The organism is Paraferrimonas haliotis (assembly GCF_002282895.1).
In the GTDB taxonomy this organism is placed as follows: Bacteria; Pseudomonadota; Gammaproteobacteria; order Enterobacterales; family Shewanellaceae; genus Paraferrimonas; species Paraferrimonas haliotis.
In genome coordinates, this window is sequence record NZ_NRRB01000007.1 from 104,666 (window position 1) to 121,444 (window position 16,779).

The 16,779-nt window shown below is 47.0% G+C and carries 18 protein-coding genes; 10 read left to right on the forward strand and 8 right to left on the reverse strand.

Features of this window, described 5'->3' with window-relative positions; genetic code table 11:
- The 5 genes from moaE to CLC91_RS13535 are packed head-to-tail and all read left to right on the forward strand — an operon-like array spanning position 1 to position 3,404.
- Positions 1-447, forward strand: a complete 447-nt coding sequence (gene moaE, locus CLC91_RS13515) for a molybdopterin synthase catalytic subunit MoaE (protein ID WP_095499432.1) — start codon at positions 1-3, stop codon at positions 445-447.
- A complete protein-coding gene (gene modA / locus CLC91_RS13520) occupies positions 447-1,190 on the forward strand; it encodes a molybdate ABC transporter substrate-binding protein (RefSeq protein WP_095499433.1) in 744 nt (247 codons plus the stop codon). The genes moaE and modA overlap by 1 nt, the downstream gene beginning before the upstream one ends.
- Positions 1,190-1,879, forward strand: a complete 690-nt coding sequence (gene modB, locus CLC91_RS13525; protein WP_095499434.1) for a molybdate ABC transporter permease subunit — start codon at positions 1,190-1,192, stop codon at positions 1,877-1,879. The genes modA and modB overlap by 1 nt, the downstream gene beginning before the upstream one ends.
- Positions 1,879-2,724 carry an ATP-binding cassette domain-containing protein gene (locus CLC91_RS13530; RefSeq protein ID WP_095500556.1) on the forward strand — a complete coding sequence of 282 codons (846 nt, stop codon included), beginning with the start codon at positions 1,879-1,881 and terminating at the stop codon, positions 2,722-2,724. The genes modB and CLC91_RS13530 overlap by 1 nt, the downstream gene beginning before the upstream one ends.
- A 2-nt stretch (positions 2,725-2,726) precedes the next feature.
- Positions 2,727-3,404, forward strand: a complete 678-nt coding sequence (locus CLC91_RS13535) for a TIGR01621 family pseudouridine synthase (protein WP_095499436.1) — start codon at positions 2,727-2,729, stop codon at positions 3,402-3,404.
- On the opposite strand, the gene moeB is transcribed toward CLC91_RS13535, so the two are convergent.
- The 3 genes from moeB to prlC all read right to left on the reverse strand — a co-directional run bounded on the left by moeB (position 3,401) and on the right by prlC (position 7,559).
- The gene (gene moeB, locus CLC91_RS13540) at positions 3,401-4,165 is read right to left on the reverse strand and encodes a molybdopterin-synthase adenylyltransferase MoeB (protein WP_095499437.1); all 765 of its coding nucleotides are present in this window, start codon (positions 4,163-4,165) and stop codon (positions 3,401-3,403) included. The two genes, CLC91_RS13535 and moeB, sit on opposite strands and share 4 nt — an antisense overlap.
- Entirely contained in the window at positions 4,165-5,412 is a 1,248-nt protein-coding gene (gene moeA / locus CLC91_RS13545; RefSeq protein ID WP_095499438.1) for a molybdopterin molybdotransferase MoeA, read from the reverse strand. Before moeA ends, moeB begins: the two co-directional genes overlap by 1 nt.
- A gap of 110 nt (positions 5,413-5,522) precedes the next feature.
- On the reverse strand, positions 5,523-7,559 hold the full coding sequence (prlC, locus tag CLC91_RS13550) for an oligopeptidase A (RefSeq protein WP_095499439.1): 2,037 nt from the start codon (positions 7,557-7,559) through the stop codon (positions 5,523-5,525).
- Between the two features lie 202 nt (positions 7,560-7,761).
- Between prlC and CLC91_RS13555 the strand changes: the two genes are divergently transcribed.
- The 3 genes from CLC91_RS13555 (at position 7,762) to CLC91_RS13565 (ending at position 10,989) form a co-directional block, all read left to right on the forward strand.
- Positions 7,762-8,478 carry a hypothetical protein gene (locus CLC91_RS13555; RefSeq protein WP_095499440.1) on the forward strand — a complete coding sequence of 239 codons (717 nt, stop codon included), beginning with the start codon at positions 7,762-7,764 and terminating at the stop codon, positions 8,476-8,478.
- 64 nt (positions 8,479-8,542) lie between these two features.
- Entirely contained in the window at positions 8,543-9,898 is a 1,356-nt protein-coding gene (gorA, locus tag CLC91_RS13560) for a glutathione-disulfide reductase (protein ID WP_095499441.1), read from the forward strand.
- A gap of 197 nt (positions 9,899-10,095) precedes the next feature.
- A complete protein-coding gene (locus CLC91_RS13565; protein WP_095499442.1) occupies positions 10,096-10,989 on the forward strand; it encodes a hypothetical protein in 894 nt (297 codons plus the stop codon).
- Positions 10,990-11,077: 88 nt separating this feature from the next.
- Here CLC91_RS13565 and CLC91_RS13570 read toward each other — a convergent pair whose 3' ends face one another.
- The 4 genes from CLC91_RS13570 to CLC91_RS13580 form a co-directional block, all read right to left on the reverse strand.
- Positions 11,078-12,763: an NAD-dependent malic enzyme gene (locus CLC91_RS13570; protein ID WP_095499443.1), complete on the reverse strand. Its 1,686-nt coding sequence runs from the start codon at positions 12,761-12,763 to the stop codon at positions 11,078-11,080.
- 79 nt (positions 12,764-12,842) lie between these two features.
- Complete coding sequence (gene ftnA / locus CLC91_RS13575; RefSeq protein WP_095499472.1) at positions 12,843-13,370, reverse strand: non-heme ferritin; 528 nt, start codon at positions 13,368-13,370, stop codon at positions 12,843-12,845.
- 80 nt (positions 13,371-13,450) lie between these two features.
- Positions 13,451-13,618 carry a hypothetical protein gene (locus tag CLC91_RS15050; RefSeq protein WP_179287583.1) on the reverse strand — a complete coding sequence of 56 codons (168 nt, stop codon included), beginning with the start codon at positions 13,616-13,618 and terminating at the stop codon, positions 13,451-13,453.
- Between the two features lie 17 nt (positions 13,619-13,635).
- Positions 13,636-14,349 carry a class I SAM-dependent methyltransferase gene (locus tag CLC91_RS13580; protein ID WP_095499473.1) on the reverse strand — a complete coding sequence of 238 codons (714 nt, stop codon included), beginning with the start codon at positions 14,347-14,349 and terminating at the stop codon, positions 13,636-13,638.
- A gap of 137 nt (positions 14,350-14,486) precedes the next feature.
- Between CLC91_RS13580 and CLC91_RS13585 the strand changes: the two genes are divergently transcribed.
- Complete coding sequence (locus tag CLC91_RS13585; protein WP_095499444.1) at positions 14,487-14,972, forward strand: hypothetical protein; 486 nt, start codon at positions 14,487-14,489, stop codon at positions 14,970-14,972.
- A 274-nt stretch (positions 14,973-15,246) separates the two neighbouring features.
- On the opposite strand, the gene yihA is transcribed toward CLC91_RS13585, so the two are convergent.
- Positions 15,247-15,900, reverse strand: coding sequence for a ribosome biogenesis GTP-binding protein YihA/YsxC (yihA, locus tag CLC91_RS13590; RefSeq protein ID WP_095499445.1), 654 nt, complete (start codon positions 15,898-15,900; stop codon positions 15,247-15,249).
- Positions 15,901-16,072: 172 nt separating this feature from the next.
- Here yihA and CLC91_RS13595 point away from each other — a divergent pair, with 172 nt between their 5' ends.
- Positions 16,073-16,693 carry a c-type cytochrome gene (locus CLC91_RS13595; RefSeq protein WP_095499446.1) on the forward strand — a complete coding sequence of 207 codons (621 nt, stop codon included), beginning with the start codon at positions 16,073-16,075 and terminating at the stop codon, positions 16,691-16,693.
- The last annotated feature ends 86 nt before the right edge of the window (positions 16,694-16,779 follow it).

Here is a 16,779-nt window from a genome sequence, read left to right on the forward strand (position 1 = left end):
ATGATCCGTGTTCAGATCCAAGACTTCGATATTACTGCCGAATACAATCAACTTTCGGGCAACAACAGTGCTGGCGCTATCGTAACCTTCGTAGGCAAGGTACGTGATATGAACGATGGCAAGCCTGTCTCTACGCTAACCCTTGAACACTACCCGGGTATGACTGAAGCGGTACTGCAACAAATTGAGACCGAGGCCAGAGAACGCTGGCCATTGCTGGATGTAACCATCATTCACCGCGTGGGACCGTTAGAGCTTGGGGATCAAATTGTTTATATTGGTGTCAGTAGCGCCCATCGTGGTGCTGCGTTCGATGCTTGTGAGTACCTTATTGACTTTCTAAAAACTCGCGCCCCGTTTTGGAAGCTTGAAGGCAGCGAACATGAAAAGCACTGGGTTGAAGCAAAAGACGCTGACCAACAAAGGGCCGAAATGTGGCAGGAGTAATGGCAAAGTTAGCTAAACCGCTGGCCGCTTTAGCGTTACTGTTTAGCCTAACCACCAGCGCTCACGCAGAGAAGCTCACAATCGCCGTAGCAGCCAATTTTAAGCACACCATGGACGAGCTGGTTGCTCAATTTGAGGCCGACACGGGCCACCAAGTTACGGTAGCTACCGGATCAACGGGGGGCTTGTATACTCAAATATTGCATGGCGCTCCTTACGACCTGTTTTTCGCCGCAGATGCTGAGCGGCCGCAGCTGCTCGAACAACGCCAATTAATCGAACCGAATAGCCGTTTTACCTACGCTATTGGAATCTTAACCCTGTGGCAACCGCAACAGGAACCGAGTTTAGCCCTTTTAACCGATTGGTCTAAAAAGGTATCCATTGCTAACCCTAAAACAGCGCCTTACGGAGAAGCTGCGGCGCAAGTTCTGACCAAGCTCGGCTTGTTTCAGCAATATCAGCGTCGTTTAGTGAAAGGAAATAATATAGTTCAGGCGTATCAATATGTGGACAGCGGCAACGTTGAGCTTGGGTTTGTTTCTCTTTCGCAACTTACAGCAGCCGGTGTACGTGAGCATTACTATGTGATTCCCCAGCAATATTACCATCCGATTGAGCAACAGGCTGTCGTTCTTAAGCGCAGCAATCAATTAGCGCTTGCGACCCAATTTGCACACTTTGTTCAGCAAAATAAGGCCACAGTCATCGCTGCAGGCTACCGATTACCGGAGGGCAATTAATGTCCGCTGACTTTCAAGCACTCTACATCACGGTAAAATTGGCATTGGTCACGACCGTGCTGCTGCTTTTAGTTAGCCCGCCCATTGCTTGGTGGTTGGCCCACAGTAAAAATCGTTATAGAACCATCGCTGAGGCACTGGTGGCCTTGCCTTTAGTTCTGCCTCCCACCGTTTTAGGTTTTTATTTGTTGTTAGCCTTTTCTCCACAATATTTCCCCGGCGCCCTGTGGCAAGACATTAGCGGTCAATCTCTTGCGTTTTCTTTCACGGGCCTGGTTATTGGCTCAATGATTTACTCGTTGCCCTTTGTGGTTCAGCCTTTACAGTCCGGCTTTGCCACTCTGGGCGTAAAAGAATTAGAAGCCGGCGCAACCATGGGCATGAGCCGCTTGCAACGGTTTCGATACATAGTGGTCCCCATGACTAAGCGCAGCTTTATGCTGGCAGCGACGTTAGGGTTTGCCCATACCATGGGCGAGTTCGGTGTGGTGTTGATGATTGGTGGTAACATTCCCGGCGAAACCCAGGTTATTTCCATCGCCTTATTTGAACACGTTGAGGCGTTAGAGTATCAGCAGGCCCACATCATGGCCGGTGGCTTAATGGTGTTTAGCATGGTCTTACTCTTGTTTATATACGGCTACCTTAACCGCAGCCAAGGCAAACATCAGCAAACGAGGTTTTGGTAATGCAGCTGACTGTACACCTAGATCAATATTTTGGTCAGTTCCGGATAGAGCTGCAACTATGTATTAAGCTGCGAGGGATTATTGGCGTATTTGGCACCTCCGGTGCCGGTAAAACCAGCCTTTTTCGAGCCATTGCAGGCTTAAATCAAAGCGCTCCGAATCAACTCAGCCTGATCAAACTTGATGGCAACACATTAGAAGACAGTCAAAAGAAGGTCTTTGTAGAAGCCGAGCATCGTAATATCGGATTCGTTTTTCAAGACAGTCGTTTATTTAACCACCTAACGGTAGAGCAAAATCTGAGCTTGGCCATTAAAATCAGTCAACGCAAAGAGCCATTAATTTCGTATCAGGATGTGGTTCAAGGATGTGGCATCGAACCCTTATTAACCCAGTCTGCAGAAGGATTATCCGCCGGACAACGGCAGCGAGTCGCCATTGCTAGGGCGCTGCTTGGCTCTCCTAAATTGCTGCTGTTAGATGAGCCATTAGCTGCGCTCGATCACGACTCAAGGCAACACCTCGTCGCCTTTTTAAACCAAGTGAGCGAGCTCATACCTATGCTCTTTATTAGTCATTCGGTTTCCGAAACGCTTACGCTTTGTGATCCGTTAATCTTACTAGAAGGCGGGCGCATTAAAGCCATTGGTAGTCGAGAGCAGCTTGCAGAAACCTTGCCTAAACGTCGAGCTTCCGCGGTAGTTACTGAGTTTGATCCTGAAACCGGCAAGCTATGCTTGGATACCATTCCGGATTTATTGCCAGAGTTTAAACCCGGCCAGCGCATCGGCATAGTGGCTGAGCCATCGTGGCTCAAATCCCGCGAACTCACTCGCGACGATTAAGCATGCTCACCGTACTGCTGGATCACACCGATTTTGTGGTTATCAACAAACCCGCCAATGTTCATTTTCACAGTCAAGATGGCAACGCCGGCGTAGTCGCCCAGCTTTCTCAACAACTGAATTGCGCTTTGTATCCGGTCCATCGCCTCGACACCATGACCTCAGGGGTACTGTTAATTGCAAAGAGTTCGGAGGCAGCAGCTCATTTGGCAAGTCAGTTCGCAGAACAATCCACGAGCAAAATTTATATTGCACTTGCAATGGGTAAGCCAAAGAAAAAACAGGGACTCATTCAAGGCGATATGGTAAAAGCTCGGCGCAGCCAATGGAAACTCACCACTGGCAAGCAAAACCCTGCTGTTACTCAATTTTTCAGCCAAAGCGTGGCGCCAAAACTGCGCTGTTACCTACTTAAACCCCATACTGGAAAGACGCATCAACTTCGAGTCATGATGAAAAGCTTAGGGTGCGCCATCGTTGGTGATAGCCTTTATGGCAAAGCGTCGCACGACCGAGGTTATTTACACGCCTGGCAACTGAGTTTTAGCTACCACAACCAGCCATTTCGGGTGGTGGCGCCAATTGAAGTGACGAATGACCAATCGCTGTTTGCTTTAGACACCATCAAACAGCAAATGCAGCTTTGGTTAGACGAGCCACCGAAGTGGCCAAGCCTTTAGCGGTTTGAGCATACCGGACAATTGGCTTGCGGCGACAGCTTAAACTCGTTGAACTGCATGGTCATGGCATCAAGCATAATCACTCGCCCAGCCAAACTGGTGCCCATTTTGGTTATCAGCTTGATGGTTTCCAATGCTTGAAGACAACCGATGGTTCCCACAACGGGCGCCAAGATTCCTGACTCCACACACGTTAGATGTTGCTCACCAAACAAAGAGCTAAAGCACTGATAGCAAGGGCTTCCTTCGCTGTAATCAAACACAGTGATTAAGCCTTCCATTCGAATGGCGGCCGCAGAAACCAAAGGTTTTTTGGCGTCGAAGCACAGTCGGTTTAGCGTTTCTCGAACGCTCACGTTATCGGTGCAATCCACAACCAAATCGTGCTCAGCAACCAGCGTTGTAAAGCCGGCGTCATCCAATTGTTGATTAATGGCTTGAATCTCAATAAGCGGATTTAAGGTCTGCAGTGATTGTCGCGCCGATTCGACTTTCGCCATACCCACTCGAGCATCATGGTGCAATACTTGACGTTGCAGATTAGAAACCTCTACTGTGTCAAAATCGACCAAAGTTAATTGGCCTACGCCGGCGACCGCTAGATATTGGGCTGCGGGACAGCCAAGCCCTCCTAACCCCACAATGGCTACCCGAGCTTGCTTTAACGCCTCTTGACCGTCAATGTCCATGGCTTGTATGGAGATTTGTCGAGAATAGCGAACCAGCTCGTTATCGCTAAGAATTTCGTCTTGCACGTCGATTACTCCAATACTTGCTGATACGGTTCAATGGTGACGGTTTCACCTGCAGCAACGTTGCCCTGATCCATATCCAGAACAATAAAGCAGTTTGATACACTCATGGAGGTCAGCATTCCAGAGCCTTGGGCTCCGGTTGTCATTACTTGCAGTTTTCCCTGAGCATCGTAGCTGTATATGCCACGCTGATATTCCATACGCCCAGGCCGTTTACGAATGGCACAGGTAAGTGTGGCTGGCACCTTCAATACCGGTGGCGTTGGCAGACCTGCACGCTTCGCCAATATGGGTTGAACCAGTTTGTAATAAGTCACCATAGAAGACACGGGGTTACCAGGTAAGCCGCAAAACAACGCCTTGCCTATTTGACCAAAGGCAAAAGGCTTACCCGGTTTTATGGCAAGCTTCCAGAAGTTAATTTGTCCTACTTCGTCAAGAATCTGTTTGACGAAATCGGCATCGCCCACCGATACGCCACCGGAAGTAATGACAACGTCTGCCACCTCAGCTGCCTCTAGAAAAGCACTGCGAATTTTATCCGGATCATCGCTGATGACCCCGAGGTCGATGTAGTCGACATACGAGCGGCTCAACAGACCTTTGATGGCGTAGCGATTGGAGTCATAGATATCGCCGGGGTTCAGCTCGCTACCCACTGGCTTTAATTCGTCACCGGTGGAGAAAAAGGCTACGGTTAATCGACGGTAAACCGTAACCTTAGCGGCACCCACGGTGGCCAACACACCCATTTCAGGCGCGCCAATACGCACACCAGGCTGATAAATTACCTGGCCTTGACTTGCCTCTTCGCCTTTCGGGCGCACGTGGGCGCCTTGTGCATACGGTTGCTGCAACACAACACTGTTGCCATTCGCCTGTGCGTTCTCTTGCATCTGTACCGTATCGTATTGCTTAGGAATTTGCCCGCCCGTCATAATGCGAACGCAACTGCCCTTTGGCGTATCTCCCTCAAATGGGTGCCCCGCTAACGAGGTTCCTACCAAAGTTAATGGTTGTCCAGATTGCAAGTCTTGCCAACGACAAGCGTAACCATCCATTGCCGAATTATCGAAAGGAGGCAAGTCAATCAAGGAAACCACTGGCTGCGCTAAAATGCGCCCCATTGCGTCATCAAGACCAACTTGCTCTGTATCAGTGACCGCCGATACATGGGCTAAGATTTTCTCAAGCGCGAGATCCGGGCGCATCAGCCCCGGTTGCGAGCAACAATCAACACTGGCTTTAGGCATTTACTTTCCTACTTTGTCGTTGAGAATTCAGTTCAATGAACCATTATGCCAGTTTTGCTCATAGAGACTATGATCCGCTTGGCAACTTTCTCTATTAACGGTTTGCAAAATTAGCCTTGAATTCCACTGTGCCTTAATAAAGCATCAATTTGAGGCTCGCGACCTCTAAAGCCAACAAACAAATCCATGGCCTCTTCAGAGCCGCCTTTTTGCAAGATATTGGTTAAAAAGGCCTGTCCCGTCTCTTGGTTAAAAATGCCGTCTTCTTCGAATTTTGCGAAGGCATCTGCGGATAAAACTTCAGCCCATTTATAGCTGTAATAGCCTGCCGCATAGCCGCCAGCAAATATGTGGGAAAAGCTGGTCTGGAAGCGATTAAAATCCGGCGCTTTAATCACAGCAGTTTGTTCTCGGACGTCATTAAGTAACGCTTGAACATCCACTTTGGCGGCATGACTAAATTCATGGTGCAGTCGGAAATCAAATAAGGAAAATTCCAGTTGGCGCAACATCATCATGCCCGATTGGAAGTTTTTTGCCGCCAACATATTGTCTAATAACGCTTTTGGCAAAGGTTCCTTGGTTTCATAATGGCCAGAGATTATGGCTAATGCCTCTTCTTGGTAACACCAATTTTCTAGGAATTGACTGGGCAACTCTACCGCATCCCAGGCAACGCCGTTAATTCCAGACACACCGCTAACATCGATTTCAGACAACATGTGATGCAAACCATGGCCAAACTCATGGAATAAAGTGGTGACTTCATCGTGTGTAAATAAGGCAGGTTTACCATCTACTGGGCCATTAAAGTTGCAAGTTAAATAAGCCACGGGCTTTTGCAGCTTATTGTTGTATCGTAACCGGTCTCGGCAAACATCCATCCAAGCGCCGCCGCGCTTGTTTTGGCGGGCGTATAAGTCTAAGTAAAAGCTGCCTTTGAGTTGCTGGCTACTGTCGAAGATATCGAAAAAGCGAACGTCTTCATGCCAAACATCAACACCTGCACGCTCGGTAATCGTTAACCCAAACAGTTTATTGACGATGCTAAACATACCCTCAACCACGGTGTTCTCCGGGAAATACGGTCGCAGTTGTTCTTGATTAATTTGGTATCGATGCTGCTTCAACTTCTCGCCATAATAGGCGAAGTCCCACGGCTTAAGCTTAGAAGCTTGAAAGTGCTCTGCTGCGAATTCAGTGAGCTCGCTAAGCTCCTGTTGACCTTGGGGCAAGGATTTAGCGGCTAACTCATCGAGAAAACCAAGCACTTGTGCCGGTGACTGGGCCATCTTGGTTGCCAAGGACTTCTCGGCGTAATTAGTAAACCCGAGCAACTGAGCCAGTTCATTGCGTAATACAAGGGTCTCATCAATCAGTGGGCCGTTATCAAACTCATTAGCGTTAGGCCCTTGATCCGATGCTCTGGTAACGAAGGCTCGGTACATACGTTCACGCAAGTCAGTGTCATCGGCGTACATCATCACCGGCAAATAGCTTGGAAATTCTAAAGTAAATAACCAACCATCTTGTTCTCTCGATTGCGCTTGCGCTTTTGCTGCCGCGACGGCGGACTCAGGCAAGCCAGCCAATCGAGATTCGTCTGCAATCGACAAAGTAAAGGCTTGAGTAGCGTCTAATACATTGTTACTAAACTGACTCGACAACTCCGATAGACGCGTGACAATTTCGCCGTATCGCCGTTGCTGGCTTGCTGGTAGGCCTATGCCCGATAACTCAAAGTCGCGCAGCGCATTAGTAATGACTTTTTGTTGGGCGGTATTCAGCGTTGTAAATTCGGCACTGTTTTTAAGCTTTACATAGGCTTGGTACAAGCCCTGATGTTGACCGACAAAGGTCGAATATTCCGACAGCATGGGTAGACAAGCATCGTGGGCTTGACGCAATTCATCACTGCTAATTACCGAATTCATGTGGGAAATGGGTGACCATGCTTTTGATAACACATCATCAACAGCTTCTAACGGTGCAACGAGATTATCCCACGTAGGGTTTTGGTGAGAAACCACCTGCTCAATAACCGCTTTGCCTTGGGCAATGGCGTCCTCAACCGCTGGCTGAACGTGCTCTGGCTTAATGAGAGAAAAGAGGGGTAATGAATTTGCTTCAAGCAGTGGGTTGGCCATATAAGAGGTCTCTATAGTGTAGTTCGATTAACTTTAATAATGGGGTCAATCTCCCTTTTTTCAACGCTCGGCTTACAATTATTGATCCAGCCCAAAAAAACATCATTTATCTAAGCGTTAATAAGAATTGTTATTGATTGCATTTATTTACTCTTTTACCATCCACCCATACTGATAGAGAAGAGTTTTTTCGGAGTTCAAAATGCGCAATCAATTAGCATTTTCGATGGTTAGCGCTGCGCTGCTGCTAAGTCCTACTGCCAATGCATCACAGTGGCAACTTGACGCCGGTCTAGGTTGGGAAAGCAAATACGTATCCGAGGGTCGCAACAATTTAGATAAAGGCGGCATTGGCTGGGCCCACATCGGTGCAAATAAGGACGGGCTTAGCTTATTCGCTGACGTTGGTCGCGGCGATCAAACCAACTACACAGAATACAACTTAGGCATTGCTTACGGCATATCCGTTAGCGATCTTGATATCGAAGTGGGTTTTACCCGAATCGAAGAATATCCAGAGCGAGCAAATTCCTACAACGAACTGTCCGCAATCGCCAGTTATGGTCGCTACCATTGGTTAGTGCCTACCGTAGAATATCTGTATAACGCCAAAGAGGACGGCAGCTTCTTAACTCTAGGCTTAGAAAGCTATTGGGAGCTGTCTGAAAACTTAAGCATAACGCCTTATCTGTTTCAATCTTGGGATTACGGTTACGCCACCAAAGATCATAACGGCGATAACAACGTTCAATTCGGTGTAAACCTAGACTACGCTATTAGTGAACAATGGACGGTTAACGCTAACCTAAACCGCTCCATTGCCGGTGATGACATTAAAATCGAGCGCATCGATGAAGGCGAGACTTTGGACAATATCAATCAGACCTTTGGTGGTATATCCATTAGTTATTCGTTTTGATTGCAGTCACAGTGTAAATCTCTACAATGCAAGTTAAACAAGCGTTATGGAGTAACAACAACAAATGGCTAAACATTTTGACTATATCTGCCTCGGCGCAGGCAGTGGCGGTATCGCGTCGGCAAATCGAGCGGCGATGCGCGGCGCTAAAGTGGCTCTGATTGAAGCAAAGCACTTGGGCGGAACCTGCGTTAACGTTGGTTGCGTTCCTAAAAAAGTCATGTGGTATGGCGCTCAAGTTGCTGAAGCCATTAACTTATTTTCCAAAGACTATGGCTTTGACGTAAGCGTAAATGGCTTCAACTGGCAGACACTGGTGGATAACCGAGAAGCTTACATTGAGCGCATTCATGGTGCCTATGAACGTGGCCTGGCCAGCAACAAGATCACCCTCATTGAAGGCTATGGCAAATTTGTTAATAGCAATACCATTGAAGTTAATGGTGAACACTACAGCGCCGATCACATTACCATTGCAGTTGGCGGCACACCGGTCATCCCGTCAATCCCAGGCGCTGAACACGGTATCGATTCCAACGGCTTTTTTGAGCTAACAGAACAACCAAAACGTGTCGCGGTTGTTGGTGCCGGCTACATTGCGGTTGAGCTTGCTGGGGTGCTGCATTCGCTCGGCAGCGACACCCACTTAGTAGTTCGCAAACATTCACCGCTGCGTGATTTTGACCCTATGCTCAGCGAAACCTTAGTGGAATTAATGGCGGAGCATGGGCCGCAGTTGCATACCCACAGCGTTCCCGAATCGGTTGTTAAAAATAGCGACGGCTCGCTCACACTCAAACTGCAAAATGGCAACAGCCTTGACGTTGATTGCTTGATTTGGGCAATTGGACGACGTCCTTTGACCCAAGAAATCAACATTGAAGCGGCCAATGTAAAGCTGGATGACAAAGGCTTTGTTGAAGTAGATGCCTATCAGCAAACCTCACAACCGGGCGTGTATGCTGTTGGGGATATCATTCAAGGCGGCATTGAGCTTACGCCAGTGGCCGTAAAAGCCGGCCGTTTGCTGTCAGAACGTTTGTTCGGTGGTATGACCGATGCCAAAATGGATTACAGCCTCGTGCCTACAGTGGTCTTTAGCCATCCCGCCATTGGCACCATGGGATTAACGGAACCTCAGGCGGTGGAACAGTATGGAGAGGATAATATCAAAGTATATAACTCTTCCTTTGCCGCCATGTATAACGCCGTTACCGCTCACCGCCAATTAACGCGGATGAAGCTGATTTGTGCCGGACCTGATGAAAAAGTCGTAGGTATTCACGGCATCGGGTTTGGTATGGATGAAATATTACAAGGCTTCGGCGTGGCCATGAAAATGGGCGCAACCAAAGCCGATTTCGATGCCTGTGTTGCGATTCACCCCACCAGTGCTGAAGAGTTTGTAACCTTAAGATAATTAACAACAAAGGCCTTCGCCTCAGTGTTTCGGTTACCCGATAAAGTCGACCTCACGGTCGACTTTTTTGTATCACAAAATTGAATTGTTGAATTAGAGCTCAATACACATCTCAAAGTGTTTTTGACATATTTATTAGCGCTTACTAATATTTGGCGCAATCACAACCAATAAAATTATTACTAAGGAAGGTAGCAATGGAAACTATGGACAATTCTCTGGTTCCATATCTTCAAAAATGGCCGGTAATCGCAGCGTTATTATTATTGGCTTTTTCCAATCAAGTCAGGGCAACATTAGGGCCTGCGCCTGTCAATAATCCTAACCATACTGATGAGTTTTTCGAGATGTGTGAGTCTGCACGAGTGCCCCCACATAACGATTGCCTCCAATACTATGATTATCATGTTGAAGCACTAACTTATGGCGGTGAAACAAAAAACCAAGTAAGGCTATTCACCACAACTAAAAATTTTGGAACCGGTGTAATCATTGTAAGGTTCGAGATGGATTACCTAACCACCGGAATCAATACCGCCAATGAAAACTCTCCCAGTTCAATCAATATCGCTATCGATAAAACGGTACGCGATGTAACTCAAGCAATGCTTGATGGCTCAATGGTTAGCACAGCCAGTAACCTTCCTCAAACACCCGTCGCTCTATCTGCCTTTGGTGTTGCCGATCGTCTAAGAGACTTCTTAGACGACGTAGGCCGATTGAAAAACGCTCATGATTTCATGAAGTTGTTCAACTTTACTGCAGATAAAAGTATTCAATCGTTAATTATTATACCTTGCCCCAAGCTCGACTGTTTTATTTTACTGTATAACGGAGTCAATATAGATGGTGAACCGATGGTAACGATCCTTACCACGGTTAGCGAGTTTAACCCTGTCGTTGAAATTATTACCCAAAGTGCTGAGGTTAGAGAATCCATAGAGGATTCTCATTTTAATCTTTTTATGAGAGGAAATACCGATTGGATTTGCACGTCTAGAGTTCGATCAGAAGTCATTCCTTGCGAAAACAAAAAAATACAGAAGTGCTATAAGGTAACCTTGACATGGACCTGTTACGAGCAGGAATAATCACTTGCAACGACAATGTCTAAGCCATCGCTGACAATGTGACAGGTCAGCGATGGCTATACTTGATTTGAGCGATTCGCAGCTTAGCCTAAAAAGCGGTTCGCTTATAGCTGCGATATTCCGGCGTCCAAAAGTTATCTTCGATGGACTGTGCAAGTTCATCATCGCTCATTTGCTTGGCCACGCCTTGTTGCATGGCTACTTTAGCCACCGCGCTGGCAATGTGTTTGCTCACCGTATGAATATCTTCCAGGGGCGGCAACAGTGCGCCGGCACCATCTATTGCTAACGGCGAGCATTCCGCCAAAGCGCGACTCGAAGCCATCAGCATTTCATCGGTAACCCGAGACGCATTGACCGCCAATACACCCAGCCCAATGCCTGGGAAAATATAGCTATTATTACACTGAGCAATCGGCCGAATTTCGTCACCTAAAACCACCGGAGCAAAGGGGCTACCTGTGGCCACAAGCGCTTTACCTTCGGTCCAGTTGAGGATGTTTTCAGGCGTAGCTTCCACTCGACTGGTTGGATTGGATAACGGGAACACAATGGGGTGTTCGCAATGGCTGGCCATCGATTTAATTATGGTTTCGCTGAATAAACCGGGCGCCCCAGACACACCGATAAGTACCGTCGGCTTAGCGTTATTAACCACATCCAGTAGCGAAATATTGTCTTCCGACAATTGCCACTCTTTTAGAGCCTCAGTGGCTTGAGTAAGTTTTTGCTGAAAGTCCAAAAGGTTAGGCATGCCTTGTTGCAAAAGTCCCCAGCGATCCACCATAAAGATTTGACTGCGAGCTTGCGCATCCGTGATTCCCTCAGAAACCATTTGAGCGATAATAGCCTCAGCAATACCGCAACCGGCCGAACCCGCTCCAAGAAACGTAATGCGTTGCTGAGATAACTTGGTATCCGCCGCTTTACAAGCCGCCAGTAACGAGCCAACCGTAACCGCAGCAGTGCCTTGAATGTCATCGTTAAAGCAGCAAATTCTGTTCTTATAACGGTTTAGCAATGGCATGGCATTTTTCTGCGCAAAGTCTTCAAATTGAATAAGCGCCTCGGGCCAACGACGTTTGACCGCTTGAATGAATAGCTCAACAAATTCATCGTAATCTTCGCCACTGACGCGGTTGTTACGCCATCCCATGTACATAGGGTCTTGCAGTCGCTGTGGGTTATCGGTCCCCACATCAAGAACCACTGGCAAGGTGTAAGCCGGGCTAATGCCTCCGCAACCGGTATACAAGCTCAGCTTACCGATGGGAATCCCCATGCCACCAATGCCCTGATCACCCAGTCCGAGAATGCGTTCACCGTCGGTTACCACGATAATCTTGACGTTATGTCGATTAGAGTTATTCAATAAATCATCGATGCGGTGCCGATCAGGATAGGAGATAAACAAACCGCGATTACGACGATAAATTTCAGAAAATTGCTCACAAGCCGACCCTACTGTCGGAGTATAGATAATAGGCATCATCTCGGTTATGTGATTTTGCACTAATCGATAAAACAGGGTTTCGTTGGTGTCTTGAATATTCCGCAAATAGATGTGCTTATCGATGTCAGACGAAAAAGAAGTGAATTGCTGATAGGCTCGCGTTGCTTGTTCTTCAATAGTTTCAATGGCTTGTGGCAATAAACCTTCTAGGTTAAAAGAGTTACGCTCTTCAGCAGTAAAGGCACTGCCTTTATTTAACAACGAGGTTTCGAGTAACGCGGGGCCTGCGTAGGGAATATAAATCGGACGCTTAGTTTCCACAGCAATTTTCCTGTCCTGACAATAGTAAAGGCCAGTGTCATCACTGGCCAATAAGCAATGAGTAACCTAGAGATTAAGGCTACTCAGCGGTTTCCTGCATAATGGAAGTCGACTCTTCAGTGGCCATTGCCGCTAAATCTTTGTCTATCATGTATAAAGCGTGACCGTTGTCGCCGACCATTTCGATTTTATCGACAATGGATTTGAACAGTTTTTCTTCTTCGTGCTGCTCTGATACGTACCATTGTAAGAAGTTAAAGGTTGAATAATCTTGATTTGCAAACGCCTCATGCGCCAAGCCGTTGATGCACTTAGTGATCATTTGCTCATGTTCATAAGTAAAGGTGAACAAACCAAGCAAAGAATCGTACTCGGCTTGCGGCGCTTCAATAGCGCCTAGGATTGGCATTGCGCCAGTTTCACTGACATAAGTAAATAAACGGTGCATGTGCTCCATTTCTTCAGTGGCATGAGCTCGCAAGAACTCCGCCGCACCTTCATAACCTTTATCTTCGCACCAAGCACTCATTTGCAAATACAGGTTCGATGAGAAGAACTCAAGATTGATTTGCTCGTTAAGGCGGTTGACCATATTCTCTGACAGCATGAGATTTTGTCCTTGTTTAGTTTTAATGTTTAAAGTCGAACTAGCCGCATTGTTGATAATCGCTTTATTAAGATCAACCATTACATAGGCTCGCTCATTGCTTTAGGCTTACACAGTACTTTCTTTTTGGCGGCAGCCCGACCGCACTTAGTACAGATATACTTTGGATCAGACACAAGCGTAAGTAACAGTTCAAACTTGGTTTGATAGGCACTTTTACTCCACTTACAAATCGCCTTATCGCTCATTTAGGTACCTGACAATATTAATTACGTACGTATAAATCAAAACGGTTTTTCTTCGTCAAAATTTGTGTCGACGGCGGACAGTTTGCCATGGGTTCGGCATAATCCGGTCGTTTAACGACCACTCGCTTTGCCGCTACCGCCTTAGCGCTGGCTAATAATAAATCGGCATCGGTATCGGCTCCAACCAAATCTTGAAAAATCGCCATTTCTTTTTTGACTTGAGCCGATTTAGCACGGTGTGGGTACATTGGGTCTAAGTATACAACGTCGGCACTAGGCTGAGATAGCAAGAAATCAGTGGTTGATTGGACAACTAATCGTAAGCGCTGTTCAACCCAAACACCGATTTCTGGGTCCTCAATGGCCCGCATAAGACCATCGCTTAACAGCGCCGCAACCACAGGGTGTCGTTCCACCATAGTGACAAAGCAACCTAGGCTCGCCAGTACAAAGCTGTCGCGCCCTAAACCCGCCGTGCCATCAATGACCGAGGGAGTAGCCCCTTTTTTAAGCCCCACAGCTTTGGCGATCGCTTGGCCTCGACCGCCGCCAAACTTGCGCCGATGAGCTTGTGCTCCGCCAACAAAATCCACCAGCACCGGCGTCATCTTAGGTCGCAAACTGTGAGTCAAACCTAGTGCCTTGTTGTCGTATGCCAAGGTAAACGCTGAGCTGCCATCGTGCTCTAGCGAAAATTGATTGCACAAACGTTGCCTTTGGTCGTTTTCCATCGCCAGATTGACGCGAACTTTACTCACTAAGCACCTTCATTTTGAGAATTCTGTTGCGATAGTTTTGCCACAAACTACCATGAAACGGTTGTGGCTGGCATACTTGCTCCACGAATAATCGCTATGATAACAAATCAATGACATCAAAGTATTCTTTGTGGCTCGTGGCACTGTTGGTGGCCTTAGTGGAAACCATGCTGTTTGGCTTGGTGCAGAAATATCAACTGGACCTAGGCGAATGGCTCACTTTATTCCGCTTTATTAATCTGCTGGCGCTTTTTGCTGTGTTGGCGGCCATCTTAGTGGATGGAAAGGTTGCCAAAGTCACCGCCACCGTTATTGCTGCCATGTGCAGCGGCATTGGTCAGTTCTTTATTCATCTGCAGCAACGCACTAATCAACAAATCGTCCAGTTCCAACAAGCAACAAAGGTTGAAAGCGCAAGTTGCCCGCTCGACTTTGGCCAGCCTATCTACCCAAGTTGGCTAAGCTACAGTGGTGATTGCAGCAGCATTATTCGTGTTTTTGAAGTGAATATCACTTACTGGCTGATGCCTCTAAATGCATTAGCCATTCTTATTAGTCTAACTTTGCTTATTAGAGAATTTCGCCGCGCTCAGTAATGGAGTATTAATTCAGTTTCAGTTCAGGAAGGCTGAACTATAGTTAAAGCCAAGCAACCGTAAGACTATTCAATTGCTACTTTATGGCCCCTACCTTTGGGGCCATTTTTTTGGTCAATCACAAAATTAGAGTTTTCACTCAAAAAATTAGAGTTTTTACTTTAAATTTGAAAAAGACAGCTATATAATCGCCCTTGAGTCTTGTTATCCAGTCCTCAAATCTTGACTGGTATTAAATTATTCGCCGAAACCTTAGGTTTCGGCTTTTTTTTGGCTAACTGTCGGTGAGAGGCTCATCAGATTCGGGCTCTGATTCATACTCAGGTAGCTGATAATGTTGGTTTAACCACGAAATCAGTTGCGGCAGACCAAACTTCTTTAGCGATGAAAACACTTCGACTTGAACCAGATCTCCTACTTCTTCAAACTCTTTGCGAACCTTTAATAAGGTCGCCTTTCTAGCACCTTGCTTTAACTTGTCGCCTTTTGTGAGCAGCGCTAAAACAGGCAGTTGATTATGAATCGCCCAATCGATCATTTGTCTGTCCAGATCTTTTAAAGGATGCCGAATGTCCATTAACACCACGATACCGCCAAGAGACTCTCTATCCTGAAGGTACTCTGACAATGCCGCCTGCCATTTCTTCTTCAGATGAAGCGGTACTTGCGCAAAACCATAGCCTGGAAGGTCTATCAAGCGACGTTCAGCGTCCAGTTCGAAGACGTTTATCAATTGGGTTCGTCCCGGGGTTTTACTGGTTCGAGCCAAACTCTTTTGCTGGGTCAAGGTATTCAAAGCACTGGATTTACCGGCATTAGAGCGTCCAGCGAACGCAATTTCGATACCGGAGTCAGCGCCTAAATGGCGAATGTCTGGAGCACTGGTTAGAAATTTGGCTTGACGGAAGTCTATAGAATTGTCGACCACGGCGGACTCCAACTTAAATTTGTTTGAACAATGCTAAATCTGCGTTTCAGATGCTTACTTTTGACAAATTTAGTGTAAAATATGCCGCAGATCACGAAAATCCTATATTAACACGCTTACTAGCAAGCACGGTAAGCTCAAGATAATAATCTTAAGAAGAAGTTGGAAAGCAATGAAAAAGTTAGCCCTTACTTTATCAGTGATAGCAGCCATGTCTGCTCCAGTTATGGCTGCTGGCGATGCCGAAGCCGGTAAAACCAAGTCTGCCGTTTGCGCAGCTTGCCACGGACCTGATGGCAATAGCCCAATCAACATGTACCCTAAAATCGCCGGTCAACAAGAAGCGTACCTAAACAAGCAGTTGACTGAATTTCGCCTAGCCGGCAAAACCGGCGGCGCCCAAGGCCGCATGGATCCAATCATGCTGGGCATGGCCATGAACCTATCCGACCAAGACATTGCCGATCTATCGGCGTTTTATGCATCTCAAACCCAAAACGCTAACACCACAGCAACGGCTAACGAACATGGCCAAAACCTTTACATGGGTGGCGACGTCAATCGCGGCATTACCGCTTGTATTGCTTGCCACGGTCCTAAAGGCGAAGGTGTGCCATTAGCTGGGTTCCCTGCAGTTGCCGGTCAGCATGAAGCCTACACCAAAGCTCAACTCACCAAGTTCCGCGATGGTCAGCGCAACAACGATATTAATGGTATGATGCAAGATACCTCGAAGAAATTGACCGACGAAGACATCGATGCGTTGGCCAGTTACCTAGGTTCTTTAAACTAAGGTTAAAGCCATTAAATTCAATGGATAAAGCGGCTCATTCAGCCGCTTTATTTTTAGGAACAATTGTAGCTAGCCAACTTACCAAG

Bases quoted from the DNA above. Each gene is read 5' to 3' on its own strand.
- CLC91_RS13565 (WP_095499442.1), top strand. From the start codon at position 10,096: ATGGAAACTATGGACAATTCTCTGGTTCCATATCTTCAAAAATGGCCG.
- prlC (WP_095499439.1), bottom strand. From the start codon at position 7,559: ATGGCCAACCCACTGCTTGAAGCAAATTCATTACCCCTCTTTTCTCTC.
- modA (WP_095499433.1), top strand. From the start codon at position 447: ATGGCAAAGTTAGCTAAACCGCTGGCCGCTTTAGCGTTACTGTTTAGC.
- modB (WP_095499434.1), top strand. From the start codon at position 1,190: ATGTCCGCTGACTTTCAAGCACTCTACATCACGGTAAAATTGGCATTG.
- moaE (WP_095499432.1), top strand. From the start codon at position 1: ATGATCCGTGTTCAGATCCAAGACTTCGATATTACTGCCGAATACAAT.
- CLC91_RS15050 (WP_179287583.1), bottom strand. From the start codon at position 13,618: ATGAGCGATAAGGCGATTTGTAAGTGGAGTAAAAGTGCCTATCAAACC.
- CLC91_RS13555 (WP_095499440.1), top strand. From the start codon at position 7,762: ATGCGCAATCAATTAGCATTTTCGATGGTTAGCGCTGCGCTGCTGCTA.
- ftnA (WP_095499472.1), bottom strand. From the start codon at position 13,370: ATGCTGTCAGAGAATATGGTCAACCGCCTTAACGAGCAAATCAATCTT.
- CLC91_RS13530 (WP_095500556.1), top strand. From the start codon at position 1,879: ATGCAGCTGACTGTACACCTAGATCAATATTTTGGTCAGTTCCGGATA.
- CLC91_RS13580 (WP_095499473.1), bottom strand. From the start codon at position 14,349: ATGGAAAACGACCAAAGGCAACGTTTGTGCAATCAATTTTCGCTAGAG.
- CLC91_RS13595 (WP_095499446.1), top strand. From the start codon at position 16,073: ATGAAAAAGTTAGCCCTTACTTTATCAGTGATAGCAGCCATGTCTGCT.
- gorA (WP_095499441.1), top strand. From the start codon at position 8,543: ATGGCTAAACATTTTGACTATATCTGCCTCGGCGCAGGCAGTGGCGGT.
- CLC91_RS13535 (WP_095499436.1), top strand. From the start codon at position 2,727: ATGCTCACCGTACTGCTGGATCACACCGATTTTGTGGTTATCAACAAA.
- CLC91_RS13585 (WP_095499444.1), top strand. From the start codon at position 14,487: ATGACATCAAAGTATTCTTTGTGGCTCGTGGCACTGTTGGTGGCCTTA.
- moeA (WP_095499438.1), bottom strand. From the start codon at position 5,412: ATGCCTAAAGCCAGTGTTGATTGTTGCTCGCAACCGGGGCTGATGCGC.